23 protein-coding genes and 1 tRNA gene are annotated in these 14,650 nt (G+C 59.2%); 5 read left to right on the forward strand and 19 right to left on the reverse strand.

All coding sequences use genetic code 11. From position 1 onward, the window contains the following. Positions 1-28: 28 nt before the first annotated feature. The 3 genes from VWY34_RS15260 to VWY34_RS15270 all read right to left on the reverse strand — a co-directional run bounded on the left by VWY34_RS15260 (position 29) and on the right by VWY34_RS15270 (position 1,225). The gene (locus VWY34_RS15260) at positions 29-184 is read right to left on the reverse strand and encodes a hypothetical protein (protein WP_416551458.1); all 156 of its coding nucleotides are present in this window, start codon (positions 182-184) and stop codon (positions 29-31) included. Positions 185-200: 16 nt separating this feature from the next. Beyond that, positions 201-386 (reverse strand): hypothetical protein, encoded by a 186-nt coding sequence (locus VWY34_RS15265; protein ID WP_416551456.1) that lies wholly within the window; start codon positions 384-386, stop codon positions 201-203. Positions 387-586: 200 nt separating this feature from the next. Continuing rightward, entirely contained in the window at positions 587-1,225 is a 639-nt protein-coding gene (locus tag VWY34_RS15270) for a recombinase family protein (protein ID WP_416551454.1), read from the reverse strand. A gap of 130 nt (positions 1,226-1,355) precedes the next feature. Between VWY34_RS15270 and VWY34_RS15275 the strand changes: the two genes are divergently transcribed. From VWY34_RS15275 to VWY34_RS15295, 5 genes are all read left to right on the forward strand, one after another. Further along, positions 1,356-1,535 (forward strand): hypothetical protein, encoded by a 180-nt coding sequence (locus VWY34_RS15275; RefSeq protein WP_416551452.1) that lies wholly within the window; start codon positions 1,356-1,358, stop codon positions 1,533-1,535. Positions 1,536-1,549: 14 nt separating this feature from the next. Further along, the gene (locus VWY34_RS15280) at positions 1,550-1,837 is read left to right on the forward strand and encodes a hypothetical protein (protein ID WP_416551450.1); all 288 of its coding nucleotides are present in this window, start codon (positions 1,550-1,552) and stop codon (positions 1,835-1,837) included. A gap of 8 nt (positions 1,838-1,845) precedes the next feature. Further along, positions 1,846-1,922 (forward strand) — tRNA-Arg (locus VWY34_RS15285). 25 nt (positions 1,923-1,947) lie between these two features. Then, entirely contained in the window at positions 1,948-2,208 is a 261-nt protein-coding gene (locus VWY34_RS15290; protein WP_416551448.1) for a hypothetical protein, read from the forward strand. A gap of 239 nt (positions 2,209-2,447) precedes the next feature. After that, the gene (locus VWY34_RS15295) at positions 2,448-2,792 is read left to right on the forward strand and encodes a MazG-like family protein (protein ID WP_416551447.1); all 345 of its coding nucleotides are present in this window, start codon (positions 2,448-2,450) and stop codon (positions 2,790-2,792) included. 162 nt (positions 2,793-2,954) lie between these two features. Here the strand turns inward: VWY34_RS15295 and VWY34_RS15300 are convergent, their stop codons facing one another. The 16 genes from VWY34_RS15300 to VWY34_RS15375 all read right to left on the reverse strand — a co-directional run bounded on the left by VWY34_RS15300 (position 2,955) and on the right by VWY34_RS15375 (position 14,614). Continuing rightward, positions 2,955-3,194 (reverse strand): hypothetical protein, encoded by a 240-nt coding sequence (locus VWY34_RS15300; RefSeq protein ID WP_416558560.1) that lies wholly within the window; start codon positions 3,192-3,194, stop codon positions 2,955-2,957. Next, positions 3,191-3,403, reverse strand: coding sequence for a hypothetical protein (locus VWY34_RS15305; protein WP_303568171.1), 213 nt, complete (start codon positions 3,401-3,403; stop codon positions 3,191-3,193). The genes VWY34_RS15300 and VWY34_RS15305 overlap by 4 nt, the downstream gene beginning before the upstream one ends. A 1-nt stretch (position 3,404) precedes the next feature. After that, entirely contained in the window at positions 3,405-4,082 is a 678-nt protein-coding gene (locus tag VWY34_RS15310; RefSeq protein WP_416558561.1) for a TIGR02594 family protein, read from the reverse strand. Continuing rightward, entirely contained in the window at positions 4,079-4,510 is a 432-nt protein-coding gene (locus tag VWY34_RS15315) for a hypothetical protein (RefSeq protein WP_416558562.1), read from the reverse strand. The genes VWY34_RS15310 and VWY34_RS15315 overlap by 4 nt, the downstream gene beginning before the upstream one ends. Next, on the reverse strand, positions 4,507-4,803 hold the full coding sequence (locus VWY34_RS15320) for a hypothetical protein (RefSeq protein ID WP_416558563.1): 297 nt from the start codon (positions 4,801-4,803) through the stop codon (positions 4,507-4,509). The genes VWY34_RS15315 and VWY34_RS15320 overlap by 4 nt, the downstream gene beginning before the upstream one ends. Before the next feature lie 9 nt (positions 4,804-4,812). After that, positions 4,813-5,157, reverse strand: coding sequence for a DUF1353 domain-containing protein (locus tag VWY34_RS15325; protein ID WP_040182849.1), 345 nt, complete (start codon positions 5,155-5,157; stop codon positions 4,813-4,815). Beyond that, on the reverse strand, positions 5,138-5,608 hold the full coding sequence (locus VWY34_RS15330; protein ID WP_416558564.1) for a hypothetical protein: 471 nt from the start codon (positions 5,606-5,608) through the stop codon (positions 5,138-5,140). Before VWY34_RS15330 ends, VWY34_RS15325 begins: the two co-directional genes overlap by 20 nt. Positions 5,609-5,617: 9 nt before the next feature. Further along, positions 5,618-6,451, reverse strand: a complete 834-nt coding sequence (locus VWY34_RS15335) for a hypothetical protein (protein ID WP_416558565.1) — start codon at positions 6,449-6,451, stop codon at positions 5,618-5,620. Continuing rightward, positions 6,451-6,786, reverse strand: a complete 336-nt coding sequence (locus VWY34_RS15340; protein WP_303568182.1) for a hypothetical protein — start codon at positions 6,784-6,786, stop codon at positions 6,451-6,453. Before VWY34_RS15340 ends, VWY34_RS15335 begins: the two co-directional genes overlap by 1 nt. 10 nt (positions 6,787-6,796) lie before the next feature. Continuing rightward, positions 6,797-7,219, reverse strand: a complete 423-nt coding sequence (locus VWY34_RS15345) for a hypothetical protein (RefSeq protein ID WP_416558566.1) — start codon at positions 7,217-7,219, stop codon at positions 6,797-6,799. After that, positions 7,219-8,103, reverse strand: coding sequence for a hypothetical protein (locus tag VWY34_RS15350; RefSeq protein WP_416558567.1), 885 nt, complete (start codon positions 8,101-8,103; stop codon positions 7,219-7,221). The genes VWY34_RS15345 and VWY34_RS15350 overlap by 1 nt, the downstream gene beginning before the upstream one ends. Continuing rightward, the gene (locus VWY34_RS15355) at positions 8,100-12,425 is read right to left on the reverse strand and encodes a tail tape measure protein (RefSeq protein ID WP_416558568.1); all 4,326 of its coding nucleotides are present in this window, start codon (positions 12,423-12,425) and stop codon (positions 8,100-8,102) included. Before VWY34_RS15355 ends, VWY34_RS15350 begins: the two co-directional genes overlap by 4 nt. Positions 12,426-12,821: 396 nt before the next feature. Then, positions 12,822-13,139, reverse strand: coding sequence for a hypothetical protein (locus VWY34_RS15360; protein ID WP_260081039.1), 318 nt, complete (start codon positions 13,137-13,139; stop codon positions 12,822-12,824). A gap of 116 nt (positions 13,140-13,255) precedes the next feature. Beyond that, positions 13,256-13,723, reverse strand: coding sequence for a hypothetical protein (locus tag VWY34_RS15365; protein ID WP_260081040.1), 468 nt, complete (start codon positions 13,721-13,723; stop codon positions 13,256-13,258). Positions 13,724-13,819: 96 nt separating this feature from the next. Beyond that, positions 13,820-14,266 (reverse strand): hypothetical protein, encoded by a 447-nt coding sequence (locus tag VWY34_RS15370; protein ID WP_102874270.1) that lies wholly within the window; start codon positions 14,264-14,266, stop codon positions 13,820-13,822. A 60-nt stretch (positions 14,267-14,326) separates the two neighbouring features. Further along, positions 14,327-14,614: a hypothetical protein gene (locus VWY34_RS15375; protein ID WP_416542037.1), complete on the reverse strand. Its 288-nt coding sequence runs from the start codon at positions 14,612-14,614 to the stop codon at positions 14,327-14,329. Between the last annotated feature and the right edge of the window lie 36 nt (positions 14,615-14,650).

Below are 14,650 nucleotides of genomic sequence, written 5' to 3' on the forward strand. Positions count from 1 at the left end.
ACCGCCTCGTGCATCACTTGCTCCTCAGTTAGACCCTGCCGCGCAGACCATCCAGCGCAGTTTGCAACGCCCAGTGAACTGAGCGTCCGTTATCAGCCGCCGACAGCTTGCCGGTGCGCCAGTCATAGGCTACCGCCCCAGTATGCGATCCTGGTAGCCGGTTCAGCGTGATGTGAAACCGCATCGTCACCTCCTCGCTCCTATTTAGACCTCAAGTCCTTGATTTCCATTTCGCCAGCGTGAACCAATTCCGAGAGATGGCGCAGCATGTCAGCCGCGCGCTTCACTCGATGCAGCTCTATGCCGAAGCCCTTGGCACCCTCGATCATTTCATCCAGCTTCGCGGCGATTTCTTCGACGTCCGTGTGCGGTGCTTTATCTGGCATGCCATTCTCCTCAGTTGGACTCATCAGGTGGCGCCAATATGCTACGGATGAACGCATCGGCGCATGCCGGGCATTTATCGCGCTTTGGGTCGGGCCACGTAAGCACCGCAGGGATGAACCGTGCGCCACATTCGCCGCATGGGCGCTCCGCCGGTATCGGCACTCTAACGCTCACATCCTCGCTCCTTTTTCAGACAAACTCACGCGACGACGCCGGGGTCGCGGTTCTCAACATCCCACGCCTGCTGCCAAGCGTAGTAGGCGGCTCGGCTAATCTTCGGCCCCTCGATCTTCTGCATCGCCCTCCAGACAGTATTGCCACGCTCTCCCGCCGCCAGCATTTCCTTCGCCTTCTCGACCCGCTCCGGGGTCATGGCCACCGGCCTGCCGCCGCGCTCTCCGCGTTCCCGCGCCCGAGCGATCCCAGCCTTTGTGCGTTCGCGGATCAGATCGCGCTCCAACTCGGCAAAGACGGCCAGAAGGCGGATCATCGCCTCGCCCATTGGGCCTTTCGTGTCGATGCACTCCGTCAGGCTGACGAACTCAACGCCGCGATCCGTGAGAGTTTCGAGCGTTTCGAGAATGCCGCCAAGGGTGCGCCCCAGCCGGTCCAGCTTCCAGACGACGAACTCGCTGCCCTCGTGTTGGCAAGTCTTCATGGCGCGGATGAACATCGGGCGCTTCATGGTCCCGCCGCTGGCCTTATCCACGAAGATCAACTCGCGCGGCACCCCATACGCCTCAAGCGCGGCAATTTGCATGTCGGGGTTCTGGTCATGCGTCGACACGCGGGCATAGCCGATCTTTCGGACAGGTCGGTTTTCGGATTCAGACGCCACTTTATTACCTTGGTTTCGGGATGGTCAGATTTCAATCTGGACTACTTTTAGGATTTTTCGCTTGCCCGGTCAAGCAGGGCATGGCATAAGGTTCCCAGACACCTAATTAGACACCCAAGGGGGGACGAACATGCAACAGCAAGATCATGAGAAAATGGCGCGTGACGCTGGCTGGCACCAAGGCGCATTCGGCGGATGGTGCCGCGAGACCAAGGATGACGAATGGGAAAACGAACCCGGCGAAATCCTACATGAAGAAACGGCGGAAGATGTCTGCCGAGAGTATGGCCTGACGGCCAAGTCCAGCTAACCCCGGAGGCCGATATGGCGAAAACCGAACTCCCTAAATACGACTACGTGTTCAACCCCGAGGATTGGGAGGTGACCTATCACGACACCTGCGAACTGGGTGAGCGATACGTCGATGACAGCGATCGGGGCACAGTGTTTGAAGCGCAGACCCTGATTGAGGGTCCGAAAATCTACGGCGCGAGAGTGCCTACCTCTTTCGATGAGGATGGCGACTGGGACGGCGAAGAGACCCAGTGGTTCGCAACCAAGGAAGAGGCTGTGACAGCAGCAAACCGCAAGGCTGACAACCTCTCCACCTAACCCCCTCTCTGCGCGTAGCCCAACTGGATAAGGCACGGAACTTCTATTTCTGAGATTGCGGGTTCGAATCCCGCCGCGCAGTCCAACCCCGAAACGCACCGGAGACTGAAATGCCCGTAACACTGATAAGAGCCCATGCCGATTGCGACGGATGCGGTGTGCGTGTGCAGACCGATTTGGATGCTGCAGATCAGGCGCGGTCTAACCGCTCCCTGCATTCAATCGCGGCAGACTACTTCGCCGGTGATCCCGCCTACTCCGTGCAGGGGGCTGAGAAAATCCTCTGCGGGCGCTGCACCCAGATAGTTGACCGTTTCGTCACTGAAGACCGGAACGCCACCGACGACGAGATTAAGGCCGCACTGGCCTAATCCACCAGACGCAGGAGGAACCATGCCCAATTGGGGACCAGACCACTGCTCAATGTGCAGGTACAGCGAAAGCCTTTGCGGTGATTGCTACCGGCAAATGCTGGCTGAAAGCACAGACCGGAGATGTGAAGGCGGCGGCGTCGATCTGCACGGTGAGTGCATCGAGTGCGATGCGATCCAGGGCGAAGCCTGCCGTAAGCCCAAAACCAAATGTCCACAAAAGACCGAGAGGATCCAGTATGAGCACTCTGACATTCGGCGCGCTGCGCCAAGCGAACAACACGCGCCAGATGGAATGGCCCGGAAACGACAAGGCCGATGTTGCCTTCCGAGCGATCGAGGCCGCCGGAGAATTCGGCGAGGTCGCCGAGGCGGTGAAAAAATATCTTCGGCACGAGCGCGGAATCAAGGGCAGCATCTGCGCGCCCGAGGACGTCGCCGATGAGATGGCCGACGCGGTGATCGCCCTCGACCTGCTGGCCGCCGAGATGGGCATCGACCTGAGCGAAGCGGTCGCCCGGAAATTCAACCGGACCTCGGTGAAGTACGGGATGCAGACCCGCCTCCCCGAACAGTCCACATAACCCCAACCCCGAAACGCAAAAAACCCCGCTCACTGACGGGGCTTACACGTTGCAGTCATACGGGTATCAGTTCTCGTCACCCATGATAGCCAATTGTCCGGCAGCGCCTCAGGATCACCGGGCATCGTCGCCCTCGCCTCCCCGTAGGAGCCACATCCCGCGTCACCAGCTGTCAGAGTTTCGCCGCAGCTGCTCAATGTCATCATCGCGGCTATTACCGCGCAGATCTTCCACTGCCTCACGACCGGCCTCCTTTCGCTTTGCGCTGTCTTTCAGCGTCTCGATGTAGGTTTCTTTGCGCCCCTCTGCCTTCTGTGACCGCCCATAGGCCCAGATAGCCGCGAGGAACGCCCCAGCGGCCACCAGATAGCCCCAGAAGCGTGACAGGAGCCGGGTAATCATTGGCGCTTCTCCGGGGCAGTGACGGACGCCCAGAAGCCGAGAACGGCCATGATGACACCCACCAACGACGGCCAGCCAGCGGCGCCGATCAGAGCACGCAGGAGTGCGGCCGGATCTTCGGCGGCCATAATGACCGCCAGCACCGGCCCGATCGCTGTCAACAGGTGGCGGAGAGCGCCCTGCACTTTGGGATTTCGCAGTTTGTTCATGTCATGCCTCATTTGTGGAAATTGGAGTGCCGCCGGGGGTCAGGAAAATGCGGTGGCCTGTAACCGGGGTGCCAATCGGCCAACGCGCCGACAGCAGCCGGGATTTGGCGATCCGGGTGACGGTGACGGCGTTTGCCTGATTGCCCCCGAGGACGTGGAAATGCGTGTCGTCTTCGCCGTGATAGAACCCTACGTGACCGGCCCAATGGCTTCGGCTGATCCGCCAGAACACCAGAGTGGCCCCGAAGACGGGATCGCACTCAGCTCCCCAGTGCTGCCAGTTGCGGGCGCCAAGCGGGTTCCCAGGCAGATCAATGCCTGCATCCGCCGCCCGGTGACAGGTCGCAACGAATGCGCCGCACCACGGGATATCGCGCGGGTCGATCCACGCCACAGAGGCGTCAAACCAGCGGCGCAGGGCTGCGGTGTTGCGCTGCTCATGCAGGCCGCGCACCTTGGCCGCCTCAGCCATCCATGGCAGGTCTGATCGCTCTTGCACCGCAGGCATCAGCGCCGCGCGTGTCAGCGGGCCGACATAGGGCCGCGCGCGCAGGCCAATCGACCGCTTGAACGCGACAACCGCGGCGTCCGTGCGGGGGCCGCGCAGGCCATCATGTGGGCCGGGGTCAAATCCCAGCTCAGAAAGCCGCTCCTGCAGCCAGAGTGTTTCGGCGTTCATGGCGTCACCTCGAATGTGTTGCTGGTGCGTCTGACCTCGCGTGCGCGACCCTGCGTCGGATGGATGCGCCAGAGCGTGTTCACCCGGTATTCGCCGGGCGGCAGGTGGAGCGGATCCGCCCATGTCCACCAGCAGAGATCGAGCTTGTCGGGCAGCTGGTTTTCCGGCCGGTAGTCATTGGCTCCCCGATAGGTGCGATAGGTGGCCCAGCCATAAGACGCACGCGCCATGATGGTCACGGTCCACTCAGCCTTGAATGGCCTGTTGATCTCACGATCAAACTGCATTTCCGGACAGTCACCGGCTGAAGCATCGGTGACCCTTACCTCCCCGGCCTGAAACCACCAGCTGGTGGGTAGAGCGCTGGTCATGAGGCTCAGCGCAAGCACCACCCCCCACGCCGTGATGATGAACTTGCCCCAGGTCATTTCTTGCCACCCCGCAACAGTCGGACTGCATCCTCGATGCCGAGGGAGAGCACCTGCCGGGCGATATGCTCACCCGTCAACGCGATCAGCGCACAGACGGCATAGGTGTAGATCTCGCCGTCCAGCTCCAGCCAGTCCATCAGCGGCTCTGTAAACACCAACGCGCAGCTGATCGCTGACGCCGTGGTGGTGACGGCACCGAAGATCGTAATCTGCGGCGATGCCCGCAGCTTGAGAAGAATGGCGGCGATCATCGCCAGCCAGAATTCCGGTGAAAACAACAGGTCTCGCATGTGCCTATGTCAGCTCCATTTGTGGATGGTGACGGCCAGCACCATTGCCAGCCTGCGGATGCGCCCCACGCCATCGGCGCGGAGGGCTTCGGAAAACGGTGCGGCCGCGCTGACCCGGCCCCATCCGAGGACGTGAATGGCGTAGTCATGCAGCGCTGCAGCTTTCAGGTATCGCGGGTTGTGCCGGTCAAAGATCCACCCGGCCCAGCGGGGGATCGAGACATCAAAGGGGAACCCCTGCGGCACGTACAAAAAGAGACCGGACCCTTTGGCTCCGATCTCCCATGCGATTGCTTTGGTGGTGTGATAGCCCGACCCGCTGCGGGCGCACCAATCAGGCGGCTGGCCAGCCATCCAGAACGGTCTGCGCGCCATTGGGGAGATGACCCAATCCAGCAAGCAGCGCCAGCCCCGGCGCTACCTCAGGATCATCCCGTTGCACCTGTTCGGCCATATCCAGCATTATCCACATCGCTTTCAGCTCTGGTGCATCCCGCGCAGCCACCAGCATGTCGGGGGTCATGCCGCCAAGAAACATGCACAGCCGCATGAAACCGATCTTGGTCAGCGGCTGATAGACCGGATCCGGCACCGGGATATCCTCAATGCCCCAGGCGGCCCCGTCCCAGGTCAGGCGCTGGGTTTCCGGGGCGTGATCAGGCTGCGGCGGTGCCGCGACATAGCCCGCATTCGCGATTTCCTCAGCGGTGAAGCTGGCCGGATCGGTGCGGCTGCGCCCGTCGCTCAGACGAATGCGGAAAGGGAGCGGCGCAGGATAGCTGCCGCTTTTGGTGTAATTGGTCATTGCGTCACCTCAGAAATCGAATTGATAGAGCTGTTCAACGCCATCGCTGACCCAGATTGAGGTCTTACTGGCAGGATTCATCGCGAATGTTCTGCCATTCACGATTTCGCGGACACCCGGAAGCCGATAACCAGTCGCGACCGCAGTGCGCAGGTCATAGGGCGTGGCAATCACGTATTCATAGAGAGCGTATGCCGTGCCAATCAGAACAAGGGCGCGGGCACCTTCATCAAAGAACTGAATGTCGTATGGCTGCCCATCAACGAGTGGGTCTGTACTGGTCAGCAAGGTTCCCGCAGCCGTCGCTGTCGTCATGTCCCATTGGGTGCCCAGACTGTACTGCCGGATCATGCTGGAGCCTTGCGAGACTGCATAGGCCCAGTAGCCATTCCCACTGATGCGCAGCGCCGTGTTTCCCGAAATCGCGCCAGATCCATCATAGGATGCAGTCGACAGGTCAAAGGGGACCGCCAGAGTCCACTGTTCCACATTCACGCCGCTATCCATGGCGTAGAGTTTTGAACCATCCTGCGAAATCTCAACCCCAACCAGACTACCGATGCGGCCAGACATAGCGAGGCTATCATTTGGGTCGGATGCACTTGAGACATCCCAGCCGGTTGCGAGGGCGAACCGGTGAACAGTGTCGTCAGCAATGTCAGAAACATAGGCGTTTAGCCCGTCCCGCGAAACGGTTAAACCGGATAGCGATGAGATCTTGCTGCTTACGCTGAAGGTAGCACCTGGTAGAACTCCAAACTGGAATGGGCCAACCGGAGTTTTCCCACGCCCACCGGCCCGCAACATGCGATCCCCGCGCATGGTGCCAATCATGCCGCCCATCAGAGATCATACTCCAGGGCACTGAAGCTCAGCACCGCGTCACCTGCGGTTGAGGCTTCGGCCTGCACCTGATCGCCCGCGCTGAGGATTAGGGTGCCGCCCATCGGATAGATCGGGCCGGTGCCGTTGGGCCTGATCGTCTCGCCCTGACAAAGCTGCGTGACCGCATCGCCATCCGACGCATCCAGCCACTGGACTGTGACGTCCACCTCATTGTCGGGATCGACCGGGGTGATCTGAAGGTGCGAGACCATCGCATAGCGACCGGCAGGCACGGTGTAGACCGTCGCCATCGCATCGAGCGCGAGGCGTTTGGATACGGGAAATTGTGACATCGGGTTCTCCTTAGAAATTCGCGGCGAAGACCAGCGCGAGGCGGGCCATTTCATCCTTTGCCTGCGCGACCGGGTTCAGGTTGTACCAGTTGGCGGGATCTGCGGCAGGATCGATGGCCGAGGTGAAATCGGCCTTGGCGCGGTAGGTCAGCCCATCCGTAGGCGACCAGACCGCATCGCCATCGCTGTAATCACCAGCGGCCCAGCGATCCGCGTTCACGCCGCTTTCAAACGCGGCGCTGGCCCCTGCCACCGCTGCGGCCTGCGTGGCCACCTGCTCTGCCGCTGCATTGACCTCCTGCGCCTGCTGATTGCTGGCAAGCGCGCGGGCCGGGATCTCGCTCAGGAAGCTGTCAACGTCGGCGGAAAAGGTATCCGGAGTGTCAGACCGGCTTGGAACCTTGGTGAATGCGGGAACTTGGGTGACAGACATCAGGTCACGCTCTCCACTTCTAGTGAAAGTTTGGAAATCGACGGGGTCTCATACGGAAAACCGAAGTCGCGCGGGTAGCCATAGGTGATGGTGCCGCCGCGCGTCGGATCACCGATGTAGATGCATGGCACGTCGGCGACATCTTCTAGAAAATCTGCAACGTAATCGTTGTTGCGGGTCTCGACCGCGACCTCATAGGTGACCAGCTTGGCCTTATTGCGCGAGACAATGTTGAATCTGCCGAACTGGTCACGCTCTTTGGTGGAGAAATTCAGCAGATCGCGGCGGGTCCCATAGACTGCTTCGCCGATAATGCGCTGACGCCCGATGAACGCGCCGCCGACACTGACCTCCGCTCCGGCCGCACCGGTTACGGTGATCGTGACAGGTTGAGAGTACGACGGCAGATCAATGAAGGTCACATCCCGCCGTCTCAGGATCGGCGAAAAAAAATACTCCCAGTAGTCGACCACCTGGCTGTTATCCAAGAGGCTCCTGGTTTCGTCGTAGAGGGTGCCGCCTGCCCCATCATTCACGGTCACCCGTGCGGACAGTGCGTCGAGGTTAAGCAAGGTGACTGAATTCACGATCTCAGTCGGCTGGATTGTCACCTCAATCTGATCCACGCGCACAGTTTGTGAGTGGTAAAACTCATCAAACATCTGAAACCGATTGACCACGCCAATGCGGATCCATGTTGGCGGATCCGCGTCAACGCCGGTGACAGGATCATCGGCGGTCTCGATCACAGCGCGGTAAAGGTCATTGCCAATACGGCGCTCTTCACCCTCTGGCGTGGTGCCCGCTGTCCATTCGATCTCGGACAGCGGGACATCCGTGGTCAGGTTTGCGTCGGTGACATCAATAGGCTGGATGATGATCATGCTGCCCCCTTGGTGGTCAGGCCATCCCGCTCAACACGCTTCAGCGAACGTTCAGTTGCGCCAGTCGCCTTGGAAATTGGTCCGAGATAGCCAGCCATCTCTTCACGCAGGGCCCGGATCTCGCCAACGGCCTCAAGGGCGCCACCAATTGTGCCGTTTTCTCCGGCCGCGCGTGCTGCACCCGGGCGACTGTTGACAACCTGAGTGCGCTCCAACGCCTTGATCTGCGCGATGCGATTGGCTTCCTTTTGCGCGCTGGCAACCGCGGCAACACCAGCTGCCATATGTCCAATGGATCCACCCAGCGCATTCACGGCGCCGACGACGTTAAAAACACCTTCGCTGATGCTGGGCAGACCAGCGGATGGATCCAAAGTCGCCGCGACCATCTGCTCCATATTGAGACGAATGGTTTCCAGCTCTTCCATGCGCGTTTCGATCCGCTCAGACACGAGCGTGTATCGCTCCGCGGTGTGATTGAGCTGAGTGACCGCATTTTCGACATTGATGGCTGCAATATATTCGCCCATTGCCAGCTCATAGGTGCGCTGCCCGTCTGCCAGGATTTGGTCAAGGCGCTGAATTTCCGCCTCATGCTGCGATTGGGCGAGCGTGATCTGTTGCTCCAGCGCGCTGACGGCCATGTCAGCAGCTGTCATTTCGGTCTGCGCCGCGTCACCGCGCTCCGAAACAATGTTTGAGGTGCGATAGTAGTCTGCCAGATAGTCGGCATAGTTGGAGAAATCAGCAGAATTATCTTCGCCCAGCACGCTGAGCGCATCAGACAGGCGATCTGGATCAGAGCCGCCGTTTTGCACATACATCAGTGCGCGGCGGCGCTCCACCTCGCGCCCTTCCGAATCGATGCGGCGGCGGTCGCGGATGGCATCATCCAGGGTTTCGAACAGTTGACGGGATTTCTCTGCCGCGCCCTCCAATGTGCCAAGGCGCCCCTCCAGCTGATCCATCAGGGCGGTATGGCTGGCGGTTATAGTAGCCCGCTCAGCACCGACCGAGATTTGCAGGCGCTTGAGGCGGAGTTTAAGCCTATCGCTGATGATGCCTAGTCGCCCCTGCATTTCATCGACGGCCTCTTTGATGGCCCCTGTCAGCTCTGCCAGCGCATCACGGATGTTCTGCTCTTTGAGCCTGCGCGCCTCGGCCTCCGCCTGTGAGAGGGCATCACCTACCCCATTGAGCGCATCTGCTGCCTGTTGCGCCGTACCATGGACAACCGAAAATTCATCAGACAGGCCAATCAGCGTCACGTAAGCCTCGCGACCTTCCTCGGTCGTGCGGTCCAGACCTGCCACCAAACTGCGAAAAGCCTCATGGGTTGTTGGCAGGGTCAGGTTCAATTGTTCAGCAGCTTCGTCCAGCGCCTCCTGTGCGTACTGCTGCTGCTTGGCCAGCCGCTCGACATCGGTGAACATAAGCTCAAAGTAGCTGCCGACACTGACAGTGAATTGCTCCACACCGCCAAAGGCATCCATGAGTGCTGACGCGCTTTCGGCCGCCTTGAGACTGCCTTCGAACAGTGATTGGTTCAGCAGGCCAAAGCCCTCATTGGCCGAGATCAGTGAGCCGCCAAGTCGTGTCAACGTGTCATACGCGCCCTCGCCTGCCTTTGCGTAATCCTCTGTTTCCAAAACAAGGTCCGCCATGCCATCGCCCAGGCGGGTCAGCTGATCCTCGAAGGCCTTCGCGATCTGTTCTTCACTCCCTGCATTCGGGCCGGTCAGCCAGATCGTGAAACCATCTGCTGTGAAGTCATCAATAGCTGTCGAGGCCAAGCCAAGAGCGGCTGCCATTTCCTCAACGCTGCTACGAACCGCAAGCGCACCGTCGTCAAGCATACTTTGGATCTCGGGCCGAGCCGTGTGGTTGACCTGCTTATCACCGCGCAGGAAGCCACCGTCCCAGAAGTCAAATTCAAAGCCGTCAAAGCCCTTGGGCCCGAGCGAACCACGCACCGCGCGCCCGTCGTATTCTCGCGATAGCCCCTTGGCAAGCAAAGCGATCCCGCCAGCCACAATGCCAAGCGCGGGTAGCGCTGCCCCTAACGCCCCTAGACCGCTGGACGCCCCGGTGACAAGACCGCCAAGATTGGCAAAACTTGATCCAAGGCCTCCGCCCGTGAAAATCCCACCCAGGCCGGACATGACGCCCTGCGCGATCTGACCTCCTCCCAGAAGATTTGCCCCAAGGTTGATAAGGCCACCGCCCCCCCCGCCGAGAATGCCACCGCCGCCACCAAGCCCGCCTGCGGCTGAGGCAGCAGTTCCAGCAAGCGACCCGCCGAACCCAAGTGAAAGCATGATCCGGTTCTTGGCTGCCGTGCTGATCATCTGGATCAACCAATTTTTGAAGGTCTGACCGATATCTTTGAGCGTGCCTTCAAAACCGTTGAACAGCCCCTCGGTCAGAGTGTCCGTCAAATCACCCACCAAAGGCAGGGAATCCGCCAGCTCAACATTCAAATTCGCAACGGCCTTAGCCATTTCATCTTTGGACAAAAGCCCCTGCAGCTTGGCCAACTCTGCCAGCTCACGGTTGTAGGCGGCTATGGGGTCAAGGGATGCTCGTACCGCATCGGCTTCTTTCTTCAACTGGTTGGTGGCTTTGCGGCTTGCCGACCCCGTCTTTTTCAGATTGCGCTCACGACTGCGTGCGGCCTCGCGCTCTTTGTCCAAGACAGCATCCAAGGCAATGCCATGCTCAAACTGATACTGCTCGGCATCAATGGCCTGGCGTTCCAGCCATGTGGCCCCCTCGCGCCGCGCATCGAATTCCAGCTCTTTCCGAAATCGCTCTGCTTCAATCGCTGCGCTACGGATAGACTTGCCCGCCTTAAGTGCGTCGACCTCAGCTTGCTTGGCCGCATTTGAAATCAGCCCTCCGCCAATGGCAGATAGCGAGGACATGATGGCTTGGATCTCTGCATTCACACCGGCCATCGCACCAGCCCAGATATATGCCTGTGCAGTCGCTTCTTCCGTATTGGCTACAGAGCGACTTGATGAGGTGATGATCGCTTCGAGTTGCACAACCGCATCCGCCAGCGCCGAGGGTAGCTTTTGACCTTCGGGATAGAATTTGCGGATGACATCCAAGGCGTCCTTCGCCTCACGCTGGATATCCTCCAAACTCTGGGCGCCCCGTAGCTCGTCAAACCCCTTCTTGATGAGTGTAACCTGTTCGGGCAGCAAGCCCACGGCTTGAGACGCCGCATAGGCATCGTCTTCCAAGCTCTCAAAGTTCTCGCGAAACGTCTGGATTTGCTCCGAAGTGGCCTTCATCGCGGTATTCCGCTCGAGCGCATCAAGCGCATCTTCCATCGCAGAAATAGCAGACGCGGCCTCTCCAAGATCCACAAACAGATCAAAGTTGTCAGTCTGAAGAGCATCCAGAGCGCGCCGGACAGAAACCCCGCTGAGGTATTCGTAGGTTTCCTTTACATCTTGTGCAAAAGCCCCGAATTCTTCAACAAGATCCATAGTGCTGGCCCGAGCGCCGTCAGCGTACCGGCTGTAGTCATCCAGCGCCCCTACGAGGTTGTCGAGAGCCTCGGTATTTAGCTTCGATCTTTCTTCCAGCGAAAGCGATGCGCTCCCCAAATCGAACAAAATTGGCACCAGCGCCCCACCAACCGCAACCGCTGTCCCAAGCCATGGAAGTATGGTGCCAATGCTACCGCCGAGCATACTGAAAGCGCCTGCAGCTTGAGGAGCCTGCTGTGAAATTGCGCGAAACCAACCAATCATCGGGCCAGAAACAAAAACGTCTTGGATTTGAAAGCCGACCTGATTTGCAACGAGACCGAATTTCGACATACCCTTGCCCGCCCGAGCAGAAGCGCCGCCAACGCCCTGCATCTGATCTTTGAGCATTTGCAGGGTGCTGGCCCTTTCCTTGTCGGAGATCAGTCCAGCTCTGTGGGTGGCATTCAAAGTTTCAGTGGCGGCATCAAGCTGTCTGGTGGCCGCATATGTTGGGTCAATAGATGCTTTCAACCTGTCGTAAGCTTGCGATTGCCGATCCAACTGGCCCACCCACGCTTTTGCAGATGCAGAGGCTGTCCTCGATGCCTTGTCAACACCAAGAAGGGCATCAAGTTGCTTCTGCGCTGCGGTGGCAGTTTTTTCAAATCCAACGTCATATGCCCGCGCCATCGCCTCAGCTGATCGCACAGCATCACGAGAAGTTTCTTCAAACCCGCCGCCCAACATTTTGAGGGCTGATCGTGCTTTTTTAGCGCCAGCATCAAACGATGCGGCGTCAAGTGATGCAGACGCTCGCAGCGCCCCAACTTCAATGGCCATAATGACAAACCTATTGCGTGTTCTGACCCGTCCAACTAGCGTTAGGCGGGTTTTCTCTGAGAGAGGCTATCGTGAGGTCAGCAACAATAATTTTGGCACTTTCGGTGCTTGGACTTGGTGCGTACTGGCCATACCGAAGCGCTGAGAAAATTATCGAACCTGCGAAATATGATCCGTCGTGCGAAGCGGAGGCTCGAAAGCTATTGAGGCAACTTCAAGTCTCTAAAAGCCGGGCCAACTCCAACCTGAACGATTTGCGCAGGGAGTTTGGGGTTAGTGCGAGTGATATTCGAGATAACGCGAGGTATGTGGCTGGAATGTATGCAGGGCAATTGGAGCGGCTGCCCTGCTACAACCGATGACACCGGCCCCTTACCCGTGCTGCGAAACCGATTGTCACCCTGCCAACGCTGACAGGCTGGCGTTCAAGTTGTCAGACAAGCGCTGACGTTCCATCTCGACACCGGGATCCTCATCTGGCCGATCATCAAATGCGGGTGAGACCTTCATCGGCTCTCGCCCGCGCGCCAGACCTTGCACATAGGCCGCGCTCATCGCCCGGAGCTGCTTTACTTCCCACGGCTCAAGATCCAGCCCTGCTGCCAGTGAAAAGGCGTTGATCTCCGTCCAAGCGATTGGTGCCGCGCCGCCCATCTGATCGAAGCTGCACCACCCAAGAGCCTCTGGCACCATCATATCGAGCAGATATTCCACTCCGCTGACATCTGGCAGAGCAAGGTCAATACCCTCTTTCTGCCAGATCTTCAGCCGGTTGGACTTCCACTCATCGGGGCGCGCAGATAGAAACCCTGCCTGTTCGGCATAGAGCGTCAGTCGGCGGAGGCGTTTCCCAAGTAGTTACCGCGCTTGGCAGAGAACGCGGCGACCTGCTCGACAAAGGACATCTCACCTTCTTGGGCGTTCATACGATTCAATCCAAAAAGCCAGGCCGCATCAGCCTTGGTCGCCGGAGCCTTGCCCTTGCGAACGTTTTTGAAACCGAGAACCCGTGGCACCATAGCCTCGACCATGCGCTCATGCACTGCCTCAAGGGTGTTCTCGTCATAAGCTTTCTCATCGCCATCGTCAGCTTCAGCCCGTGCCTTCTGGCGAGCGCGTGCGGCGGCCCGAACTGATGGCGCCTCGCCCCCCAGGACAACGACCAAGCAAGGTTTACCGTTATCAACGGTGGGGTCATCGGGGTTGTCAAACAGTGGTTTCAAGGTCGCCGGGTGCTTCAGGTGGCATTCTGCGCCTTTTTCAGCAGCCGAAACGCTATCAAACTGGTTGAAGTCCATTATCTTATCCTATCGGTTCGTGGTTCATTCGGGCCGGGGGATCGAACCACTCTCCGCCCGGCCCTTCCGCTCAAATGAGCGGATCTTGATCAGCTCTTAGGCGGCCTTTTTGAGGATCTGCTCAGGCGTCAGCTCAATTGAGGTGGTGGCCGTAACCACATCATCCACGCCGCCGATGTTTGGCTTGAACGACATCACCAGACCCACAAGATAGAAGATCGTTCCATCCTGAAGCGTGATCGCCATATAAACCGGGTCATCGCTTTCAAGCGCGGTTTCCATCGCAGTTTGCCCGGCGTCGTCGGGATCAAGTGCAAGGCTGGGGTTCAGGTTGCCATTGTTATAGCTCCCCTTGCCCTTCTTGGTGCCCCGCGTTGACAGCGGGTTGTGTGTCACGAGGGCCCATTCTTTACCGAATTCGCCCACGTTGGTGATTTCACCAACCGGGATGAAGGTGAGGGCGTCAAACCCTGCGGTGTCATGGGTTGCGGGCGCCGCGGCAGAAATGCCGAGCGTCACCCCAGAGGCGGTCTGGTGCGCCATATCTGTTTCCTTTCAGTATAGAGAGAAAGCGCCTTGGGGCGCGGGTAGATAGGCCTTGGCCTATTTCGTGGGGATCACCTTCAGCGGCCCCGTGAACTCGGCCAGCACTTCGCCATCAGCCTCGGTCGCCTCGGCTACCTTGCCCTGGTAGGTCACGCCATTGGCAGAGGTGAACTGCAGCAGATCGCCGGGCTTTGGCTCCGGGCCCCGGTACAGCGCGGCCGGGTGTGAGGCCTTGTTCGTCTCCATCGGCAGGCGGATCAGCTTGACGCCCGTCGCGACAACGGGTTCCGGGTTGGATTTAGCCGCAGATCTTTGGCCCGCCGCAGCAGGTTTCTGGCTGGTCATGATGTGTGTCCTCTGATGTGGGGTGTGCCGCCGCAG

The sequence above is a fragment of the Phaeobacter sp. JH20_02 genome (assembly GCF_048056915.1).
Taxonomy (GTDB): Bacteria; Pseudomonadota; Alphaproteobacteria; order Rhodobacterales; family Rhodobacteraceae; genus Phaeobacter; species Phaeobacter bryozoorum.

Bases quoted from the DNA above. Each gene is read 5' to 3' on its own strand.
- VWY34_RS15330 (WP_416558564.1), bottom strand. From the start codon at position 5,608: ATGACCAATTACACCAAAAGCGGCAGCTATCCTGCGCCGCTCCCTTTC.
- VWY34_RS15340 (WP_303568182.1), bottom strand. From the start codon at position 6,786: ATGTCACAATTTCCCGTATCCAAACGCCTCGCGCTCGATGCGATGGCG.
- VWY34_RS15325 (WP_040182849.1), bottom strand. From the start codon at position 5,157: ATGGCTGGCCAGCCGCCTGATTGGTGCGCCCGCAGCGGGTCGGGCTAT.
- VWY34_RS15335 (WP_416558565.1), bottom strand. From the start codon at position 6,451: ATGGGCGGCATGATTGGCACCATGCGCGGGGATCGCATGTTGCGGGCC.
- VWY34_RS15310 (WP_416558561.1), bottom strand. From the start codon at position 4,082: ATGAACGCCGAAACACTCTGGCTGCAGGAGCGGCTTTCTGAGCTGGGA.
- VWY34_RS15305 (WP_303568171.1), bottom strand. From the start codon at position 3,403: ATGAACAAACTGCGAAATCCCAAAGTGCAGGGCGCTCTCCGCCACCTG.
- VWY34_RS15275 (WP_416551452.1), top strand. From the start codon at position 1,356: ATGCAACAGCAAGATCATGAGAAAATGGCGCGTGACGCTGGCTGGCAC.
- VWY34_RS15375 (WP_416542037.1), bottom strand. From the start codon at position 14,614: ATGACCAGCCAGAAACCTGCTGCGGCGGGCCAAAGATCTGCGGCTAAA.
- VWY34_RS15265 (WP_416551456.1), bottom strand. From the start codon at position 386: ATGCCAGATAAAGCACCGCACACGGACGTCGAAGAAATCGCCGCGAAG.
- VWY34_RS15350 (WP_416558567.1), bottom strand. From the start codon at position 8,103: ATGATCATCATCCAGCCTATTGATGTCACCGACGCAAACCTGACCACG.
- VWY34_RS15280 (WP_416551450.1), top strand. From the start codon at position 1,550: ATGGCGAAAACCGAACTCCCTAAATACGACTACGTGTTCAACCCCGAG.
- VWY34_RS15345 (WP_416558566.1), bottom strand. From the start codon at position 7,219: ATGTCTGTCACCCAAGTTCCCGCATTCACCAAGGTTCCAAGCCGGTCT.
- VWY34_RS15320 (WP_416558563.1), bottom strand. From the start codon at position 4,803: ATGCGAGACCTGTTGTTTTCACCGGAATTCTGGCTGGCGATGATCGCC.
- VWY34_RS15370 (WP_102874270.1), bottom strand. From the start codon at position 14,266: ATGGCGCACCAGACCGCCTCTGGGGTGACGCTCGGCATTTCTGCCGCG.
- VWY34_RS15300 (WP_416558560.1), bottom strand. From the start codon at position 3,194: ATGATTACCCGGCTCCTGTCACGCTTCTGGGGCTATCTGGTGGCCGCT.
- VWY34_RS15315 (WP_416558562.1), bottom strand. From the start codon at position 4,510: ATGACCTGGGGCAAGTTCATCATCACGGCGTGGGGGGTGGTGCTTGCG.
- VWY34_RS15295 (WP_416551447.1), top strand. From the start codon at position 2,448: ATGAGCACTCTGACATTCGGCGCGCTGCGCCAAGCGAACAACACGCGC.
- VWY34_RS15290 (WP_416551448.1), top strand. From the start codon at position 1,948: ATGCCCGTAACACTGATAAGAGCCCATGCCGATTGCGACGGATGCGGT.
- VWY34_RS15260 (WP_416551458.1), bottom strand. From the start codon at position 184: ATGCGGTTTCACATCACGCTGAACCGGCTACCAGGATCGCATACTGGG.
- VWY34_RS15355 (WP_416558568.1), bottom strand. From the start codon at position 12,425: ATGGCCATTGAAGTTGGGGCGCTGCGAGCGTCTGCATCACTTGACGCC.
- VWY34_RS15365 (WP_260081040.1), bottom strand. From the start codon at position 13,723: ATGGACTTCAACCAGTTTGATAGCGTTTCGGCTGCTGAAAAAGGCGCA.